The sequence below is a fragment of the Burkholderia sp. JP2-270 genome, from assembly GCF_003233675.1.
Lineage (GTDB): Bacteria > Pseudomonadota > Gammaproteobacteria > Burkholderiales > Burkholderiaceae > Burkholderia > Burkholderia pyrrocinia_C.
In genome coordinates this window covers 1,342,913-1,360,621 of record NZ_CP029826.1, presented here as the reverse complement: position 1 = coordinate 1,360,621, position 17,709 = coordinate 1,342,913, and the positions used below count along the sequence as shown (strand labels likewise).

The 17,709-nt window shown below is 62.3% G+C and carries 12 protein-coding genes and 5 pseudogenes; 10 read left to right on the top strand and 7 right to left on the bottom strand.

Going from position 1 to position 17,709, the window contains the following annotated elements; translation table 11 throughout:
• Positions 1-36: 36 nt before the first annotated feature.
• Both DM992_RS38885 and DM992_RS38880 read left to right on the top strand, forming a co-directional pair.
• On the top strand, positions 37-1,092 hold the full coding sequence (locus DM992_RS38885; protein ID WP_111021515.1) for an aldehyde reductase: 1,056 nt from the start codon (positions 37-39) through the stop codon (positions 1,090-1,092).
• Between the two features lie 111 nt (positions 1,093-1,203).
• Positions 1,204-1,680: a RidA family protein gene (locus tag DM992_RS38880; protein WP_111021514.1), complete on the top strand. Its 477-nt coding sequence runs from the start codon at positions 1,204-1,206 to the stop codon at positions 1,678-1,680.
• Positions 1,681-1,973: 293 nt separating this feature from the next.
• Here DM992_RS38880 and DM992_RS38875 read toward each other — a convergent pair whose 3' ends face one another.
• From DM992_RS38875 to DM992_RS38855, 5 genes and pseudogenes are all read right to left on the bottom strand, one after another.
• Complete coding sequence (locus DM992_RS38875) at positions 1,974-2,435, bottom strand: MarR family transcriptional regulator (protein WP_111021513.1); 462 nt, start codon at positions 2,433-2,435, stop codon at positions 1,974-1,976.
• Between the two features lie 160 nt (positions 2,436-2,595).
• Positions 2,596-3,309, bottom strand: a complete 714-nt coding sequence (locus DM992_RS38870; RefSeq protein WP_111021512.1) for an SDR family oxidoreductase — start codon at positions 3,307-3,309, stop codon at positions 2,596-2,598.
• Between the two features lie 72 nt (positions 3,310-3,381).
• Positions 3,382-3,756, bottom strand: a complete 375-nt coding sequence (locus DM992_RS38865; protein ID WP_111021511.1) for a hypothetical protein — start codon at positions 3,754-3,756, stop codon at positions 3,382-3,384.
• Positions 3,757-3,789: 33 nt separating this feature from the next.
• Positions 3,790-4,671, bottom strand: a pseudogene (locus DM992_RS38860) (NmrA family NAD(P)-binding protein).
• A gap of 366 nt (positions 4,672-5,037) precedes the next feature.
• The gene (locus DM992_RS38855; protein WP_111021510.1) at positions 5,038-6,261 is read right to left on the bottom strand and encodes an IS110 family transposase; all 1,224 of its coding nucleotides are present in this window, start codon (positions 6,259-6,261) and stop codon (positions 5,038-5,040) included.
• A 287-nt stretch (positions 6,262-6,548) separates the two neighbouring features.
• Here DM992_RS38855 and DM992_RS38850 point away from each other — a divergent pair.
• Positions 6,549-6,659 (top strand): annotated as a pseudogene (locus DM992_RS38850) (type VI secretion system Vgr family protein); the annotation flags it as partial.
• 620 nt (positions 6,660-7,279) lie between these two features.
• Entirely contained in the window at positions 7,280-7,879 is a 600-nt protein-coding gene (locus tag DM992_RS38845) for a LysE family translocator (protein ID WP_111021509.1), read from the top strand.
• 6 nt (positions 7,880-7,885) lie between these two features.
• Here DM992_RS38845 and DM992_RS38840 read toward each other — a convergent pair.
• Positions 7,886-8,436 (bottom strand): annotated as a pseudogene (locus DM992_RS38840) (transposase).
• A 546-nt stretch (positions 8,437-8,982) separates the two neighbouring features.
• Between DM992_RS38840 and DM992_RS38835 the strand changes: the two are divergent.
• From DM992_RS38835 to DM992_RS38820, 4 genes and pseudogenes are all read left to right on the top strand, one after another.
• The gene (locus DM992_RS38835) at positions 8,983-10,599 is read left to right on the top strand and encodes a tryptophan halogenase family protein (RefSeq protein WP_111021508.1); all 1,617 of its coding nucleotides are present in this window, start codon (positions 8,983-8,985) and stop codon (positions 10,597-10,599) included.
• Positions 10,599-11,683: pseudogene (locus tag DM992_RS38830) on the top strand (monodechloroaminopyrrolnitrin synthase PrnB family protein). Before DM992_RS38835 ends, DM992_RS38830 begins: the two are co-directional and overlap by 1 nt.
• Positions 11,684-11,741: 58 nt before the next feature.
• Entirely contained in the window at positions 11,742-13,442 is a 1,701-nt protein-coding gene (locus tag DM992_RS38825) for a tryptophan 7-halogenase (protein WP_111021507.1), read from the top strand.
• Positions 13,443-13,466: 24 nt separating this feature from the next.
• On the top strand, positions 13,467-14,579 hold the full coding sequence (locus DM992_RS38820) for a Rieske 2Fe-2S domain-containing protein (RefSeq protein ID WP_111021506.1): 1,113 nt from the start codon (positions 13,467-13,469) through the stop codon (positions 14,577-14,579).
• A gap of 197 nt (positions 14,580-14,776) precedes the next feature.
• Here the strand turns inward: DM992_RS38820 and DM992_RS38815 are convergent.
• A pseudogene (locus DM992_RS38815) lies at positions 14,777-15,145 on the bottom strand (Tn3 family transposase); the annotation flags it as partial.
• 189 nt (positions 15,146-15,334) lie between these two features.
• Here DM992_RS38815 and DM992_RS38810 point away from each other — a divergent pair.
• Together DM992_RS38810 and DM992_RS38805 are read left to right on the top strand one after the other, a co-directional pair.
• Positions 15,335-16,414: a PHB depolymerase family esterase gene (locus DM992_RS38810; RefSeq protein WP_111021504.1), complete on the top strand. Its 1,080-nt coding sequence runs from the start codon at positions 15,335-15,337 to the stop codon at positions 16,412-16,414.
• Positions 16,415-16,748: 334 nt separating this feature from the next.
• On the top strand, positions 16,749-17,672 hold the full coding sequence (locus DM992_RS38805) for a LysR family transcriptional regulator (RefSeq protein WP_111021503.1): 924 nt from the start codon (positions 16,749-16,751) through the stop codon (positions 17,670-17,672).
• The last annotated feature ends 37 nt before the right edge of the window (positions 17,673-17,709 follow it).

Below are 17,709 nucleotides of genomic sequence, written 5' to 3'. Positions count from 1 at the left end.
TAACCTTCCGGTTCTTCGTCCCTGACATTCAACGACATGAACAGCAATACCAACCGTGTATCGGTTCTCGTAACGGGCGGCACCGGCTTCATTGCACAACACTGCATCCTGGCGCTTCTGCATCGCGGCTATCAGGTACGAACCACGGTCCGCTCGCTCGCGCGCGAGACGCAGGTGCGCGCACAGCTAAAAAGCGGCGGTGCAGCGCCCGGAGACCGCCTGTCATTCTTCGCGGCGGATCTCCTCTCCGACGACGGCTGGCAACAGGCAACTGCCGGTTGTACTTCCGTCGTGCATGGCGCATCGCCCACGCCCACCGGAACGCAGACGAGCGAAGACGACTGGGTCAAGCCCGCCGTAGAAGGCACGCTGCGCGTGCTGCGTGCGGCGCGGGACGCAGGTGTACATCGCGTCGTGCTGACCTCCGCTTTCGGTGCAATCTGCGCGGGGCACGGGCCAATGAGCCGCCCCTTCGACGAGACCGACTGGAGCAACCTGACGAGCCCCGATGTCTGGCCCTATCAGAAGTCGAAGACCTTGTCGGAACGCGCGGCCTGGGATTTCGTCGCCCGAGAAGGACGCGGTATGCAACTGTCTGCGATCAACCCGGTTACGGTTGTCGGCCCCGTGCTCGGCGACGACTATTCGCACTCCATCCGCCTGATCAGGGGCATGCTGGACGGCCGGCCCGGCAATCCGCGCATCAATTCCGGTTTCGTCGACGTGCGCGATGTCGCCGACCTGCATGTGCGAGCGATGACCCACGACGCCGCGAACGGAGAGCGCTTTATTGCCATTGCCGGCGAAAGCATGTGGCTCGCCGAAGTCGCGCAGGTCCTCAAAGCGCGCATGGGGCGTGCCGCGCGCCATGTATCGACCCGGGTGCTGCCCGACTGGCTGGTGCGCGTCGGCGCACTCAGGGATCCTGCGTTGCGAGGATCGCTGCCGCTGCTCGGCCGCAATCTGAACGCCACCAGCCAGAAGGCCATCAGCTTGCTTGGCTGGTCGCCCCGCCCGCGCGAGGACGCCGTTGTTGCCACGGCCGAAAGCCTCGTGCGCCTCGGGCTGCTGCGCGACGCCGGCCAGCGATAGCCTGGGCGCCGCCTGCCTGTCGCTGCCATCTCGTTTCGGCCACACGGTAGACGGGCCTGCGCCTCGAAAGCTCGTGGCCACGGCGTTGCTCGTTTCTCCCGCGGAGGCCCCATGCCTGACACTATCACTGCCCGTCTTGCAGCACTCGGACTGGTTCTGCCGCAAGCCGTCGCGCCGCTCGGTTCGTATCGGACCGTATCGATCGCAGGCAATCAAGCGAACGTCTCGGGCCTCGGGCCCTTCGACAACGGCGCGCCTGTCACGGGCATCGTGGGTGAAGATATGAGCATCGAGCGCGCTCAATCTTGCGCAAGACTGACGATGCTGATGATTCTGGCTTGCCTCGACGAACGGTGTGGACTCGATCGCATCAGACGCTGCGCACGATTGACCGTCTATGTCCGCGCGTCGGCATCGTTCACTCAGCATCCGAAGGTGGCAGACGGTGCGAGCGACGTACTGCTGGACCTGTTCGGTGCGGACTTGTTGCCGGCCCGTAGCGCCATCGGCGTACACACGCTGCCCATGGGCATTCCGGTGGAGATCGACAGCGTATTCGAGTTGCACGGCGAAGCGGGCCATGGCTAGTTCGCCTGGTCCCGTCGCGCCGGGCGCTGCATCAGCGAGCCGACGCACGTTTCGGGATCCGTCCGGCCCGTAATGCAACGGGTCTCACGGCGTCTCCACATAGGGTCGTCCCGACTCCGCCGTGTGATAAGGGCGGCCTCGCATGAGCGTGCGCAGCGAGGGCCGCCGCTTTGCGGGCTCGCCCGGAAATCCGGCGCGACCATACCACCGATAGCGGCAGTGGACTTCATCGCCCTTCCTCGAACGACGACTTGTTTGAAGAACGACGTTGTTGCCGCAATGCATCCGGAGGCTCAGTCTTGCGACGAACGCATCGACACGTCGCCGATCTGCACCCCTCTCAACCCTTCTCGCAACGCCGTAACATTGTCCACACCGTTCAGTTGCTCGAACTCCCGTTGCGCTTCCTGCCAGAGCGGGGATGCTCTTTCGTGCAGACGCCGGCCCTCCTCGGTGAGTTCGACAAGACGGCTTCGGCCGTCGGTGGGCGACGGCTTGACCGTGACGAAGCCGTCGCGCTCCAGGAAGCCAACCATCTTCCCCATCGCCGTTCGTTCGATATCGAGCCGTTCGGCAAGGGCGTTGACCGGGGTACTTCCCACTTCGCGCAGGGCGGCCAGGGTGAGGAATTGCGTGATGCGCAAGCCCGAGGGCTCGAGATGGCTATCGTAGAGTCGGGAGATCTGCCTGCTCGCCTTCCTTACGGTGAAGCAGTTGCATTGATCGATTCCGAGCGGCTGGTTCACGGGCAACATCTGGTGCACTCCTGATTTCGGTTCATTGCGCGAACGCTACGCGCGCGTCGCGCGAAGGTACGTTGGTATCTATCGATGATAGCCGGGAGCGACAGCGCTGGCGTACGATCTGCGCACCTCGTGGCTCGCCGCCGAATCCGGCCAGTGTCGACTGCGGTGTTCAAAGCCCTGCCGGCGGTGTGATGTAGCCGGGTATCTCGGCCGCGAGCGTGCTCTTCAGCACCGCTGTCCCCTCGTCGGCCATGACCTCGCTCTTGCCGGCGGCGAGCGCGTCGTAGGTCTGTCGCACGACGTCACCGGGACTGGCTTTAGGCACGTCGATGCCGTTGGTCAGATCGGTATCCACGAACCCGACGTGCAGGCCGAGAGCCTGGATGCCACGCTCGCGCAGGTGAAAGCGAAGCTGGTTCGTGTAGCTCCAGGCGGCGGCTTTCGAAGCGGCATACGGCGTCAGATAGGGCCGCGGGAGCCACACGATGTCGGAAAGCACGTTGATGATCGCGGCATGCGGCTGGGCCGCCAGGATCTGTTCGAAGGCCTGTGTGACGCGCACCACGCCGTAGTAGTTGGTATCGAACAAGCGGGCGGACTGCGCTTGCACGTCTGCCGCCAAAGGCCCATCGATCAGAGCGGCAATGCCCGCGTTGTTGATCAGCAGAGTCGTGTCGGCCGCCAGTTTCGCCGCCTCGGCGATCGACGCCGGATCCGTGACATCGATCCTGACCGGCACAATGCCCGGCTCGTCGAAACCGCTCGTGTTGCGCATACCCGCGTACACTTTCGCCGCCCCGCGACGAAGCCCCTCGCGTGCAAAAGCGAGGCCCAGGCCGCGATTGGCACCGGTGATGAAAACGGTGGCGTTCTTGATATCCATGACAAGCTCCTTTTTCAAAAGCCGCGTGCCGGGGGAATGTCGACTCCATCCACGAGTACGCGGGTGCCTGGCTCAAGGAAAGACGTGTTCCGGCAACTGCTTCGAAAGCAACTCCCGCAGATGGGTCGCGAGAGTCAGTACGGCGCCAAGCGGGCTCATCCGCACGCTGACTCGCGGCACCGAGCCGTCGGCGTTGCGATCGACGACCACGACCGCGCTCAACGTCTCGCCGCTCGTCAGAACGGCCTCGTATTCGAGAAAAAGCCGCGAGCCGACGGCTTGAACAAACGTTGGCGTCTGCGAGACGTAAAAGGTCCCGACGGCGTCGACGGCGAGCCGGATTTTGTCGCGCCCGATTACGGGCGCGCGCAACACCGAGCTGACCAGTTTGGCGTCGGCCGTCAGATCATCGAGAAACGGGTGACGATCAGGCTGGATGGGTGACATTTTCAAACCTCTCGATTCGTTTCAGGGACGTGTTCACACGAATGCGGCCCGATATTTCTCGACGAACTGCTGGACCGACAGCGGCGGCGTTCCCGTGATCTTCTCGACGATGTCGTTGGTGCCCGAGAAGATGCCGTCGCGGTAGTTCTGCGCGACTTCGACCAGATGCTGCGTGAGGAACGGCGGAAACTTGTAAAGGGTTTCCATCTTGATTCGGAATTCCTCGATGGAAGTCGGCGCGTATTCGATCCGGGCGCCGAGAACATCGCTCATCGCGTCTGCAATCTCGACGTGGTTCATCTCGACGGGGCCGTGGAGTGTGTAGGTCTTGCCCTCGTGGCCTTCGGGTTTGGCGAGGAGGTGGGCGATCACGCGTCCCTGATCGTCGCTGGCGATGGGCGCGTGACGGCCGTTGCCAAACGGAAATTCGATCTTCTTCGTGGCCCATATCTCCCGCGCAAAATGCGGATAGACGAGCCAATCGGCAAAGAAGGTCGGGCGCAAATGCGTAGTCGCGACACCCGACCAGTCGAAGACCTGCTAGGAGACCCAGTGATCCTGTGCCGCGTGGCTCAGCGACACCCGGCGCGCGGAAATCTGCGACATGTTGACGATCGCCGTGACACCCGCCTCCTTCGCCGCCTGCGCGAAATAGGCCGCGGCCCCGATGATTCCCGGCGCGATCGGATGAAGGAAATACGCCGATCGAATGCCTTCCATCGCTGCCCGAATGTCGTCGATGTCGGTGAAGTCCCCGACCGCGACATCGACACCGCGCTGCCTCAGGGCTGCCGCCCGATCATCATCGGTGCGCACGTAGGCACGCACGCGTTTGTCCATCTTGAGCAGTACGTCAATGGCCATACCTCCGGTGCGTCCGGTTGCACCACTCACAAGAATCTCAGGCTCGTTCATCGCTTCGCTCCGCTTGAAAATGAGAGCATATGCTCTCTTTAGGCAAAGAATAGGAGCATATGCTCTCACAGTCAAGTTTTTCTGGTTGGCGTGGCGAGGGTGCTGGGGATCATCAGTAAGGGGCCCGAGTATTCGATCTGAACCGCACCGGGAATCGTGGAGGCCAGTTGGTTCAAGTTGATGCAGGCACTTCATCAACGTTTCTGAGATGCCTGTAGTAGTTTGCCTCAGCTTCAGCAGGCGGGATATAGCCTCCGCTTCGCCGTGAAGATCCATGTGATCTTGCGCCATGCGCTCGCTCATGTCGAAGACCTGCGCCTCACGATACGGGAGAGAGGCGTCCATACCATTTCTGGTAAGAAGCCCTTACGATGGAGACGCGGGTTGAACGGGATACCCGAGATCCGTCAGTCTTTTGAGCAGCCGTTTAACAGTCCCCTGCATGTCGTGTCGATTGAAGTAATCAGAGCCGAGGTCCTTGTATTCCACGCCGTTGCGAAGCATGTGCCACGCGGCAGTGAGCATGGACGCCGCAACAGCGACGATCGCTTTTTTAGCACCGCGCCGCGCTTTGATTCGCAAGAACTGGGCGTGCAGATAGGTGTTTTTTGTGCGAACTGCTGCCCATGCAGCCGTGACCAGTGCAGTCTTTAACCACGTACCGCTCTTGCGGACACGAGTGCTACGGCGTTTGCCCGCGCTTTCGTCATTACGCGGGCACAAGCCGGCCCACGATATCAAATGGGCGGGATTGGGGAAGCGCGTCATGTCGACGCCGATCTCGGCTACCAAGACCCGAGCAGTCAAATCCCCAACCCCAGGAATGGTCCTGAGCAGTTGGACGTGCTGCCGGATCGGCGTCAACGCCAGCCCCACTGCGGCATCCAAGTCTGCCAGCGCGCGCTCAAGTGCGTCGATGACTTGCAGATGCAGTCCGAGCATGGCGCGGTGATGGGCGGTGACACGGCCGCTCAGCGCTTCGCGCAGTTCACTGGTCTTTCTGCGGGCGTGGCCCTGAGCCAGCGAGGCCAATCGCACCGGGTCATCCTCGCCCGAGACGATGGCCTTGAGCATAGCCCGCCCGCTGTCGCCAAGCACGTCGGACAGTACGCTGCCGAGTTTGAGGTTGGCGTCCTCAAGCACCTTCTGAATGCGCAGACAATGCTGGGCGATTTCGCGGGCCAGCTGCTTACGCGTGCGTGTCAGATCGCGCAACTCCTGAATCGCGGCAGGTGGCACAAAGCTAGAGCGGATCAACCCGTGTGCGAGCAGGTCCGCGATCCACATCGCATCGTTGACATCCGTTTTGCGGCCAGGCACGTTCCGGATGTGTGCGGCATTACCAAGCACTAACTCGAAGGAATCCTCGAGTACGTGCCAGACGGGTTTCCAATACACGCCAGTGGCTTCCATTGCTACATGGGTGCAGAGATGGCTTGCCAACCAGTCAGATAGCGCCAGCAAACCGGTCGTGGTGCTGGAAAAGCTTTGGACCTCGTGGTGCTCAGGCGCAGACACGCAACGTACGCATGCCACGATAGTGTCCTTGTGCACGTCCAGCCCGGCGCAGCGTGGATAAAGTACCTGCATGTTGCCCTCCTGCACGATGGAGAATGGCAGCGGCGGCAGCCCTCGTTATCGGATTCTGGTAAGCGTGATCCAGCAGGGCGACAGACTGCCCCAGGTCACAATTTGGGGTGCTCGCAGGGCTGCGGGTCCAACTCTCAAACGGGCTCAGTGCACCAGACAATGGGCCGACCTCGACCACCGCTGCCTCGCAATACTAGCTCGGCGCGGTGGCCGCTTCATCCTTCGGGGTCGGGCACGTCCGATGAATCACTCTCAAGAGTTGGAGCCTCCACAAAACTCGGGGCGGTTCACTGCGTGCTGCGCAACGCATCTTGCTGACGACCTATGCTCGCTCGCAGGCGAGCGGCGGACAGCTTGACCGCGATGAGCTGCTGCAGTTGCTTGGCGAGTGCACCGAGACAATCACGCTGTTCGTCACGATCAACGATGACAACGGGGCCGGGGCACTGGAAAACGAATCCGCCGAGGTCCTGAACCCACCAACCGTCTTTAATCGATTTATCACGCGCTACGAATAACCGCGGAAAAGCTAATACGAGAGACCGGCGATAGTTTTTAACGCGGCAAGTGTAATTAGCGCTCGCAGCGCTCAAAGGCGCGCTAATATGTCCAGTAACCCTGCTAGCGTAGGGTTCTGAGCCGTGAAAATTGGCGTTTTCGATAGCGCCCTATTGCTCGTAGACCGGCATCGATATTTTCGACTTTTCGGAAATCGGGTGTATGAATGCAGTTTCCCAACGATCACCGAGTAGTTGGCAGCCCGTTCTGCCCGTTTTCGCGAAAGCGCGCCTCTCCCAAGCAGCCTGAACACAGATGCGACCTTCGCTGCTCGAGTTTCCATCTCCCCCCAAACCCCTTGAAACCAGGTGGTTTTCGCTTGATCGCCGTTAGCATGGTTACCGAGCATCGCTAGCGCTTACTGTGAACGCCAACAGCTCCCCGAATGCAGAATGACTAACAACTGATACGACGGGTCGCCCCGACGCGTGGCGACCGTCATCGACACCAAGGAAGCAAGATGCCGACATTGCAAATGATGCTGAAGATGGCACTCTACGTTTCGCTGGTCCTGGCCACGCCAGGGCCGACAAATACCCTGCTGCTGTCCTCAGGAATCAAGGTCGGCTTCCGGCAATCGTCGCCTCTCCTGGTTGCAGAGGCATTGGGCTATGGCTTCGCGATATCACTGTGGGGTTTCTTCCTGACGACATTCGCGACCACACGGCCGTGGCTTTACGATGCGCTGAAGCTGGGGAGTTCGGCCTATATTTTCTATCTCGCCCTGCAGCTATGGAAAAGCCCACACCTTGAAGACATCCAGTCGGGTACCATCGGCTTTCGCGACATGTTCGTCGCGACGTCCATGAATCCGAAGGCGTTATTGTTCGCCACTGCGATCTTTCCCCCGCAGGCTTTCGTATTGGTTCCGTTCTATTTCTGCTCGATCGCGGTCTTCACGGCGCTCACAGTGACGATCGGTTCGATGTGGCTCACCATCGGCGGCGTCTTGACGGCGCGTCGGTCTCTGGCCACGCATACCGGAGCGCTGCTTCGCGGCGCGTCGGTAGTGCTGTTGATGTTCGCGGGCACACTGGTGTTTTCCGTACTCAACCGCTAGAGCATGTTATGAACCTATATGAATGAAGTCGATGATTTTGGGCAGCATTAGACAGGCGAAGGCAAGGAAATGGAATCCGGCCAGCGCGTGAGGCACGCGCTCACAGTCGCGCGCGAGGCGTCGAAAGCGCGCAGCCCGTGCGAAGCTGCACTCGACCACCCAGCGTCTGGGCAGCAACACGAAACCGCGTTTGGCCTCGGTGTGCTTGACCACCTCCAACTCAATGCCGTGGCTCTGTGCCGCCTGACGAGCCGCTTCGACGTATAGCCCTGATCCACGTACGCAGGCGCCACGCGCAGATCATGCACGAGCGACTCGAAAACAGTCCGCTCGTATCCGGCGCTGCGTCTGTTGATAGACCGCTTTCCACGGGGGCAGGTCATTAGGCAACATGCACCACGGTGCGCCGCCTCTGATCAGCCAGCGCAGCGCATTGAAGACCTCGCGAAGCTCGTGGCGTCGTGTTCGCTGTCTTCTCGCACCAGCGCCAGATACGGCACAACCAACGACCATTCTTCGTCGCTTACATCGCTCGGATAAGGCTTGCGGGTTTTCATCCCGATATCTTGTCTTATCGGCGGAAAAGTTCATAACACCGTCTAAACGCGGGGAGCAGGTCAAGACCGCCGAAATACGCCAAGGTTGACATCTTTGTTTCAGAAATGGTGACGACCTTATTTCCTTGCTTTTAATTCAGTCGTTCATTTCGCATTTTTATACAATAATTTTTTTCAGCACGAAAGCCACAAATGAAAAAGTCGATTTCTTATTTTAAAAAAAGTAAATAGTTTATTAAATATTTCTCTGGGTCAATTGAGGTTGATATGAAATTTTGCGATGGGTCCCATCGTTAACACTGCTATGGTGTATCGGAGAGGTTAAGTAGCTGACGTTGTCTGAGCATCTCGTGCGCTAATGGAGATTGCCGCATCGGCGAGTCAATCTGCTGATGCGGCATCCCTTACGCGGTGTGCCCTCGATGCCATGGGCGCCTCGCATTGTTCAATTGTCCTTCTATTTATGACGTTACCGGACGAGCTGTGACTTAAGCTCGATAAGGCGGCACTATCCATTCAGGTTTTAAATCCTATGAGAAGAGTGTCATGAGCAACCCGATCAAGAATATCGTCATCGTGGGCGGCGGCACCGCGGGCTGGATGGCCGCCTCGTACCTCGTCCGGGCGCTCCAACAGCACACGAACATTACGCTCATCGAGTCTGCGGCGATCCCGCGGATCGGCGTGGGCGAGGCAACCATCCCGAGTTTGCAGAAGGTGTTCTTCGACTTCCTCGGGATACCGGAGCGGGAGTGGATGCCCCAGGTGAACGGTGCGTTCAAGGCCGCCATCAAGTTCGTGAACTGGAGGAAGTCACCCGAGCGCTCGCGCGACGATCACTTCTACCATTTGTTCGGCAACGTGCCGAACTGCGACGGCGTGCCGCTTACCCACTACTGGCTGCGCAAGCGCGAACAGGGCTTCCAGCAGCCGATGGAGTACGCGTGCTACCCGCAGCCCGGGGCGCTCGACGGCAAGCTCGCACCGTGCCTGTCCGACGGCACCCGCCAGATGTCCCACGCGTGGCACTTCGACGCCCACCTGGTGGCCGACTTCCTGAAGCGCTGGGCCGTCGAACGCGGGGTGAAACGGGTGGTCGACGAGGTCGTGGAGGTTCGCCTGAACGACCGCGGCTACATCTCCAGCCTGTCCACCAAGGAGGGGCGCACGCTGGAGGCGGACCTGTTCATCGATTGCTCCGGCATGCGGGGGCTCCTGATCAACCAGGCCCTGAAGGAGCCCTTCATCGACATGTCCGACTACCTGCTCTGCGACAGCGCGGTCGCGAGCGCCGTGCCCAACGCCGACGCGCGCGTGGGGGTCGAGCCGTACACCTCCGCGATCGCCATGAATTCGGGGTGGACCTGGAAGATTCCGATGCTGGGCCGGTTCGGCAGCGGCTACGTCTTCTCGAGCAAGTTCACCTCGCGCGACCAGGCCACCGCCGACTTCCTCAACCTCTGGGGCCTCTCGGACAAGCAGCCTCTCAACCAGATCAAGTTCCGGGTCGGGCGCAACGGGCGGGCGTGGGTCAACAACTGCGTCGCGATCGGGCTGTCGTCGTGCTTTCTCGAGCCCCTGGAATCGACGGGAATCTACTTCATCTACGCGGCGCTTTACCAGCTCGTGAAGCACTTCCCCGATACCTCGTTCGATCCGCGGTTGACTGACGCATTCAACGCCGAGATCGTCTACATGTTCGACGACTGCCGGGATTTCGTCCAGGCGCACTATTTCACCACGTCGCGCGACGACACGCCGTTCTGGCTCGCGAACCGGCACGACCTGCGCCTCTCGGACGCCATCAAGGAAAAGGTTCAGCGCTACAAGGCGGGGCTGCCGCTGACCACCACGTCGTTCGACGATTCAACGTACTACGAAACGTTCGACTACGAATTCAGGAACTTCTGGTTGAACGGAAACTACTACTGCATCTTTGCCGGCTTGGGCATGCTGCCCGACCGGTCGCTGCCGCTCTTGCGGCACCGACCGGAGTCGATCGACAAGGCCGAGGCGATGTTCGCCAGCATCCGGCGCGAGGCCGAGCGTCTGCGGACGAGCCTGCCGACGAACTACGACTACCTGCGGTCGCTGCGTGACGGCGACACGGGGCTGTCTCGCAGCCAGCCCGGATCGACGCTCGCGGCGCCGGAAATCCTGTAGTGGAGCGCCCCCTGGACCGGGTATGCGCATTCGAGGCCACGCACGCCGCGGTGGCGGCCTGCGATCCGCTGCGGGCGCGGGCACTCGTTCTGCAACTGCCTGGCCTGAACCGTAAAAAGGACGTGCCCGGCATCGTTGGCCTGTTGCGCGAGTTCCTCCCGGCGCGCGGCGTGCCCCCCGGCTGGGGCTTCGTCGAAGCCGCCGCCGCGATGCGGGACATCGGGTTCTTCCTCGGGTCGCTCAAGCGACACGGACACGAGCCCGCGGACGCGGTGCCCGGGCTCGAGCCGGTGCTGCTCGACCTGGCGCGCGCGACCGACCTGCCGCCGCGCGAGACGCTCCTGCACGTGACGGTCTGGAACCCTGCGGCGGCCGACGCGCAGCGGAGCTACACCGGGCTGCGCGACGAAGCGCATCTGCTCGAGAGCGTGCGCATCTCGATGGCGGCCCTCGAGGCGGCCATCGGGATGACAGTCGAGCTGTACGACGTGCCCCTGCGGTCGCCCGCGTTCGCGCGAGGGTGCGACGAGCTGGCGGCCTATCTGCAGAAAATGGTCGAATCGATCGTTTACGCCTACCGCTTCATCTCGCTGCAGGTCTTTTACGACGAGCTCCGCCCGTACTACGAACCGATTCGCGTCGGGGGCCGGAGCTACCTCGGCCCCGGTGCCGTGGAAATGCCCCTCTTCGTGCTGGAGCACGTGCTGTGGGGCTCGCAATCGGACCACCAGGCGTATCGAGAATTCAAAGAGACGTACCTGCCCTACGTGCTACCCACGTTCAGGGCGGTCTACGCCCGGTTCGCCGGGGAGCCGGCGCTCGTCGACCGCGTGCTCGACGAAGTGCAAGCGGCCGGCGCGCGGGGCGAGCCCATCGTGGCCGGACTGGCGGCTCTCGACCGGGTTTTCGAGATCCTGCTGCGCTTTCGCGCGCCTCACCTCAAATTGGCGGAGCGGGCGTACGAAGTCGGGCGAAGCGGGCCCACGATCGGCAGCGGGGGTACGCGCCCAGCATGCTCGGCGATCTACTCACGCTCACGCGTGCCGCGCGGTCCCGCCTCCGCGCCGCGCTCGACGAGCCCTGACGCCTGACGCCTGACGCGTGCGGCCATGTGTTCCATCTCACAAGGAGAGTGTGCCCCCATGACTCAGAACAGCCCCGCGAACGGGCGCGATAGCAACCACTTCGACGTGATCATCCTCGGCTCGGGCATGTCCGGCACCCAGATGGGCGCCATCCTGGCCAATCAACAGTTTCGCGTGCTGATCATCGAGGAGTCGTCGCACCCGCGGTTCACGATCGGCGAATCGTCGATCCCCGAGACGTCTCTCATGAACCGCATCATCGCCGATCGCTACGGCATTCCGGAGCTCGACCGCATCACGTCGTTCTACTCGACGCAGCGTTACGTCGCGTCGAGCACGGGCATCAAGCGCAACTTCGGCTTCGTGTTCCACAAGCCCGGCCAGGAGCACGACCCGAAGGAGTTCACGCAGTGCGTCATTCCCGAGCTGCCGTGGGGTCCGGAGAGCCATTACTACCGGCAGGACGTCGATGCCTACCTGTTGCAAGCCGCCATCAAATACGGCTGTACGGTCCGCCAGAAGACGAACGTGACCGAATACCACACCGACAAAGACGGCGTCGCGGTGACCACCGCCCAGGGCGAACGGTTCACCGGCCGCTACATGATCGACTGCGGAGGCCCCCGCGCGCCGCTCGCGACCAAGTTCAAGCTCCGCGAAGAACCGTGTCGCTTCAAGACGCACTCGCGCAGCATCTACACGCACATGCTCGGGGTCAAGCCGTTCGACGACATCTTCAAGGTCAAGGGGCAGCGCTGGCGCTGGCACGAGGGGACCTTGCACCACATGTTCGCGGGCGGCTGGCTGTGGGTGATTCCGTTCAACAACCACCCGCGATCGACCAACAACCTGGTGAGCGTCGGCCTGCAGCTCGACCCGCGTGTCTACCCGAAAACGGACATCTCCGCGCAGCAGGAATTCGACGAGTTCCTCGCGCGGTTCCCGAGCATCGGCGCGCAGTTCCGGGACGCCGTGCCGGTGCGCGACTGGGTCAAGACCGACCGCCTGCAATTCTCGTCGAATGCCTGCGTCGGCGACCGCTACTGCCTGATGCTGCACGCGAACGGGTTCATCGACCCGCTCTTCTCCCGGGGGCTCGAGAACACCGCAGTGACCATCCACGCGCTCGCGGCGCGCCTCATCAAGGCGCTGCGCGACGACGACTTCTCCCCCGAGCGCTTCGAGTACATCGAGCGCCTGCAGCAGAAGCTTCTGGACCACAACGACGACTTCGTCAGCTGCTGCTACACGGCGTTCTCGGATTTCCGCCTGTGGGACGCGTTCCACAGGCTGTGGGCGGTCGGCACGATCCTCGGGCAGTTCCGGCTCGTGCAAGCCCACGCGAGGTTCCGCGCGTCGCGTGACGAGGGCGACCTCGATCACCTCGACAACGACCCACCGTACCTCGGATACCTGTGCGCGGACATGGAGGGGTACTACCAGCTGTTCAACGACGCCAAAGCCGAGGTCGAGGCCGTGAGCGCCGGGCGCAAGCGGGCCGAGGAGGCTGCGGCGCGGATTCACGCCCTCATCGACGAACGAGACTTCGCCAGGCCGATGTTCGGCTTCGGGTACTGCATCACCGGGGCCAAGCCGCAGCTCAACAACTCGAAGTACAGCCTGCTGCCGGCGCTGAAGCTGATGCACTGGACGCAAACCAGCGCGCCGGCAGAGGTGAAAAAGTACTTCGACTACAACCCGATGTTCGCGCTGCTCAAGGCGTACATCACGACCCGCATCGGCTTGGCGCTGAAGTAGTCGGCCGACACCTACACGAAAACGATGAACGACGTTCAATTGGATCAAGCGGTCGCCAACGAGCATCCCACGGAGGCGTACGACGCGACCACGCGCCTGGCCGCGAGCTGGTACGTCGCGATGCGCTCGGACGACCTCAAGGACAAGCCGACGGAGTTGACGCTCTTCGGCCGTCCGTGCGTGGCGTGGCGCGGCGCGACGGGGCGGGCTGTGGTGATGGACCGCCACTGCTCGCACCTCGGCGCGAACCTGGCCGACGGGCGGGTCAAGGACGGGTGCATCCAGTGCCCGTTTCACCACTGGCGGTACGACGAGCAGGGCCAGTGCGTTCACATCCCCGGCCACAACCCGGCGGTGTGCCGCCTGGAGCCCGTCCCGCGCGGGGCGCGCCAGCCAACGTTGGTCACCGCCGAGCGATACGGCTACGTGTGGGTCTGGTACGGCTCCCCGCAGCCGCTGCACCCGCTGCCCGAAATCGCCGCGGCCGATGTCGACAACGGCGACTTCATGCACCTGCACTTCGCGTTCGAGACGACGACGGCGGTCTTGCGGATCGTCGAGAACTTCTACGACGCGCAGCACGCGAACCCCGTGCACGCGCTCCCGATCTCGGCCTTCGAGCTCAAGCTCTTCGACGATTGGCGCCCGTGGCCGGAGCTCGAGTCGCTGGCCCGGGCGGGCGCGTGGTTCGGTGCCGGGATCGACTTCACCGTGGACCGGTACTTCGGGCCCCTCGGCATGCTGTCGCGCGCGCTCGGCCTGAACATGTCGCAGATGAACCTGCACTTCGATGGCTACCCCGGCGGGTGCGTCATGACCGTCGCGCTGGACGGAGACTTCAAATACAAGCTGCTCCAGTGTGTGACGCCGGTGAGCGACGGCAAAAACGTCATGCACATGCTCATCTCGATCAAGAAGGTGGGCGGCGCCCTGCGCCGCGCGACCGACTACGTGCTGTTCGGGTTGCAGACCAGACAGGCCGCGGGGTACGACGTCAAGATATGGAACGGGATGAAGCCGGACGGCGGCGGCGCGTACAGCAGGTACGACAAGCTCGTGCTCAAGTACCGCGCGTTCTACCGGGGCTGGGTCGACCGCGTCGCCGACGCGACCGCTCGACCGCACCGCCGCGAGTGAGCGGCGATGCGTGAGTCGGCCGCCGTGGAGGGCGTCATGAACTTTGCCGCTGATAAGGATGTCGGGACGAAAACCCGCAAGCCTTATCCGAGCGATGCAAGCAACGAAGAATGGTCGTTCGTTGTGCCGTATCTGGTGTTGAAGTTCGTAGATTCCGCCAACGATGTCCGTTGGAGCGCCGATCGCGCTCGTCGACTTCATCGGACGGACGCCAGTCCGCCAACGGTACCGATACGCCGCCCGTCTCTATCCGGCACGCCCCATGAACCCATACCTCGTTGCCAGGGCGCGGCTTCCAGCAGGGGATCGCCGTATTGATCGATGGGAAAGCTCAACGCGCCCCTGAAGTTCACGTGCGCGAAATGCGCGGGCCTCATCCGGTGCAACCACTCGTCGTCGACCTGTCGTCCTTTGCTTCGCCAGCCGTCGACCGTCGCCTGCATGCGCTGCGTGTTCCAGGCGATCACAAGGTTCGTCAACAGTGTCAACGAACCCGATATGGCGACTATTTCATCGCGACGTCGACCGCTCTCGGGGGCCACTCTGCCGGTGTAGATCGCGCGCTGAAGCTGGTGGCCCGATGCACCGGGTCACCGTCACGCGTCGAAACCATTCGCCGAGCCATACTTTCGTAACAACCCGAGTTGGTGCACGCCGCGTGCGCCGCGGCGTTAGTATGAGGGTGTCGTTCAGTGTCGAACGCAAACCCGCCACCGCCGCGTCACATCGACAGCGAGTTCTTACTGCCATCGCCCATGCCCAGGAAAAAGACCAACGTCTGGCTCAGCGGTCTCGATCTGCTCTCCAGCCTGACGGTCGCGCGGCCGAAGAAGAGGAAAACCGTCGCGCGCAAACCGCCGACGGTCAAGGCCGCTCGTCCGGTCGCCACGAAGCGCGTCGGCAAGCCGCGTCCGGGCCGCCCTCCATCGATGCGAGCGGCCGGTCGGTGGATACGCTCGTTTCATTCCGCGCCGCCATTGGCCGGTCGGCTCGTCAACCATCTCACGTATGCGTTGTATCTGCCGGCTACTGCGGCGTCGCCGGCGGGCTTGCCCCTCGTCGTCATGCTGCATGGTTGCCGGCAGACTGTGGAGTCGTTCGCCGCCGGCACGCGCATTTGCAGGCTCGCCGATCGCGCCGGTTTTGCAGTGCTGCTTCCCGAGCAGGCGAAGACCGCGCACCCTCACCGATGCTGGCATTGGCACGAGAACCTGACGCACTCCGAGGCGCCTGCCGTCGCATCGCTCGTCGCGGCGATCGTCCGGGAACACGGCTTCAACCATCAGCGCGTCTATCTCGCGGGCATCTCGGCGGGAGCCGGCCTCGCTGCGGTTCTAGGGATTCACTACCCCGCGCTCTTTGCCGCCGTCGGTCTACACTCGGGCCCGGTGTTCGGGGTCACCAGTTCCGCCATGACCGCCATGCGCGTCATGCGTAATGGCAGTCGTGAAGATCCGCTGCGCCTGATCGAGGCGTCGGTCGACGTATCCAGCTACCCGGGCATGCCTGCCATCATCGTCCATGGTGAGCTCGATGCCGTTGTCGCGAAGTGCAACGCCGCACAGCTCGGCGTCGAATTTGCACGGCTCAACCAGCTGGTCGATGCGCAAGGCGCGTTACGCGTCGGCGAACAGCGCACATACACTCGCGATGCGGTCGACTACGTGGACTTTCTGAAGGCCGGCCGGCTCGTCGTGAGGATCTGTATCGTTCGAGGCCTCGGTCACGCATGGAGCGGTGGCGACCCTCGCGAAGCGTTTCATTCCGACAAGGGTCCTGACGCGACGGCGAAGCTTTGGGATTTTTTTAGACGGCAGCGACGCGGCGCCGCATGAACCGTGACCGTGCCTGCTTCGACGCTCGCCCAGCAGGATGGACTCAATAAATGCTGCCGATTTGCGAAAGTCGTTAGGTCGTGACGTGGCGACCCGGCTGTTCAGCCTCTTGATTACCGCACACGACGCGCCAGACCGACCGCCTGCGGCACTTTGAATTTCCTATGCGTCAAAAAGTTGACAGGATTGGGTATAGTTACGCATCCGCCCCCCCACGTAACGAGATCGCAACATTCAAAATGGGCTCTATCGCTCGCCGCCGGCCGGAAAACAACGAACAAACCTGTTTTTTTGTCTTCCAGAATAACTAAATTCTTCCGATTATCGAGGGACTATGGATTTGCTGGCGGCCATGCGAATATTCGTGCGGGTTGTCGAGCGTGGCAATTTATCGAGGGCCGCGAAAGATCTCGGCCTGGGCCAACCTACCGTTAGCGACCGCGTCGATCGGCTTGAGCGGTTTCTCGGCGTCAAATTGCTGCTCCGGAACACGCGTGCGGTGTCGTGCACCGATGAAGGCATTCTGTTCTATCAGCGAAGCAAGATCGTGCTCGACGCAGCCGACGAGGCGCGGGCCGTCGTCACGCTCGGCAACAAGATCGTGCGTGGGCGCATTCGCATTGCCGCGCCACATGGGTTAGGCGACGTCGTGCTGCCGGAAGTCCTCGCGGTAATCCGCGAACATAATCCGCAGCTCTATATCGATCTCGTCCTGAATGACGAAATCACCGACCCCGTCACCGAGGGCGTCGATATTTCATTGCGGCTCGGCCAGACCGGCGACGGCAATTTCGTCGCGCGTCGACTGGGCTACGTACGACGCGTACTGGTCGCGTCGCCGCTTTATATCGAAAAGCACGGGCTGCCGGAGGAACCGACTGACATCGTCGGGCACCCGTTCATTCGCGTCACGGGGCTCTTCAACGACGGCCAGCTTCGCCTGGTGAGCCCGTCGAAATCGGTGCGGCCGACGCCGATCAACGTCGTCATCAGCACCAGCCACTGGCGGCCGGTCTACGAGCTACTGCTGAACGGCGCGGGTATCGGCGTCCTTCAGGAACACGTCTGCATCGACGCCCTGGCATCCGGCCGGCTCGTCAGGCTGCTGCCGGATTACACGGTGCCGGGATTCGACCTGCATGCGCTGCTGCCGGTCACGCGGCCCGTCCCTTCGAAGACACAGGTCGTCATGAAGATCATCGAGGAGTATCTGCCGAAGGTGATGGCGCGGGCTGCGGACGGCGCGCTCGACATGTAGCACGCCGCGCCGGATCGATCGGCAGCGCATCGCGCGC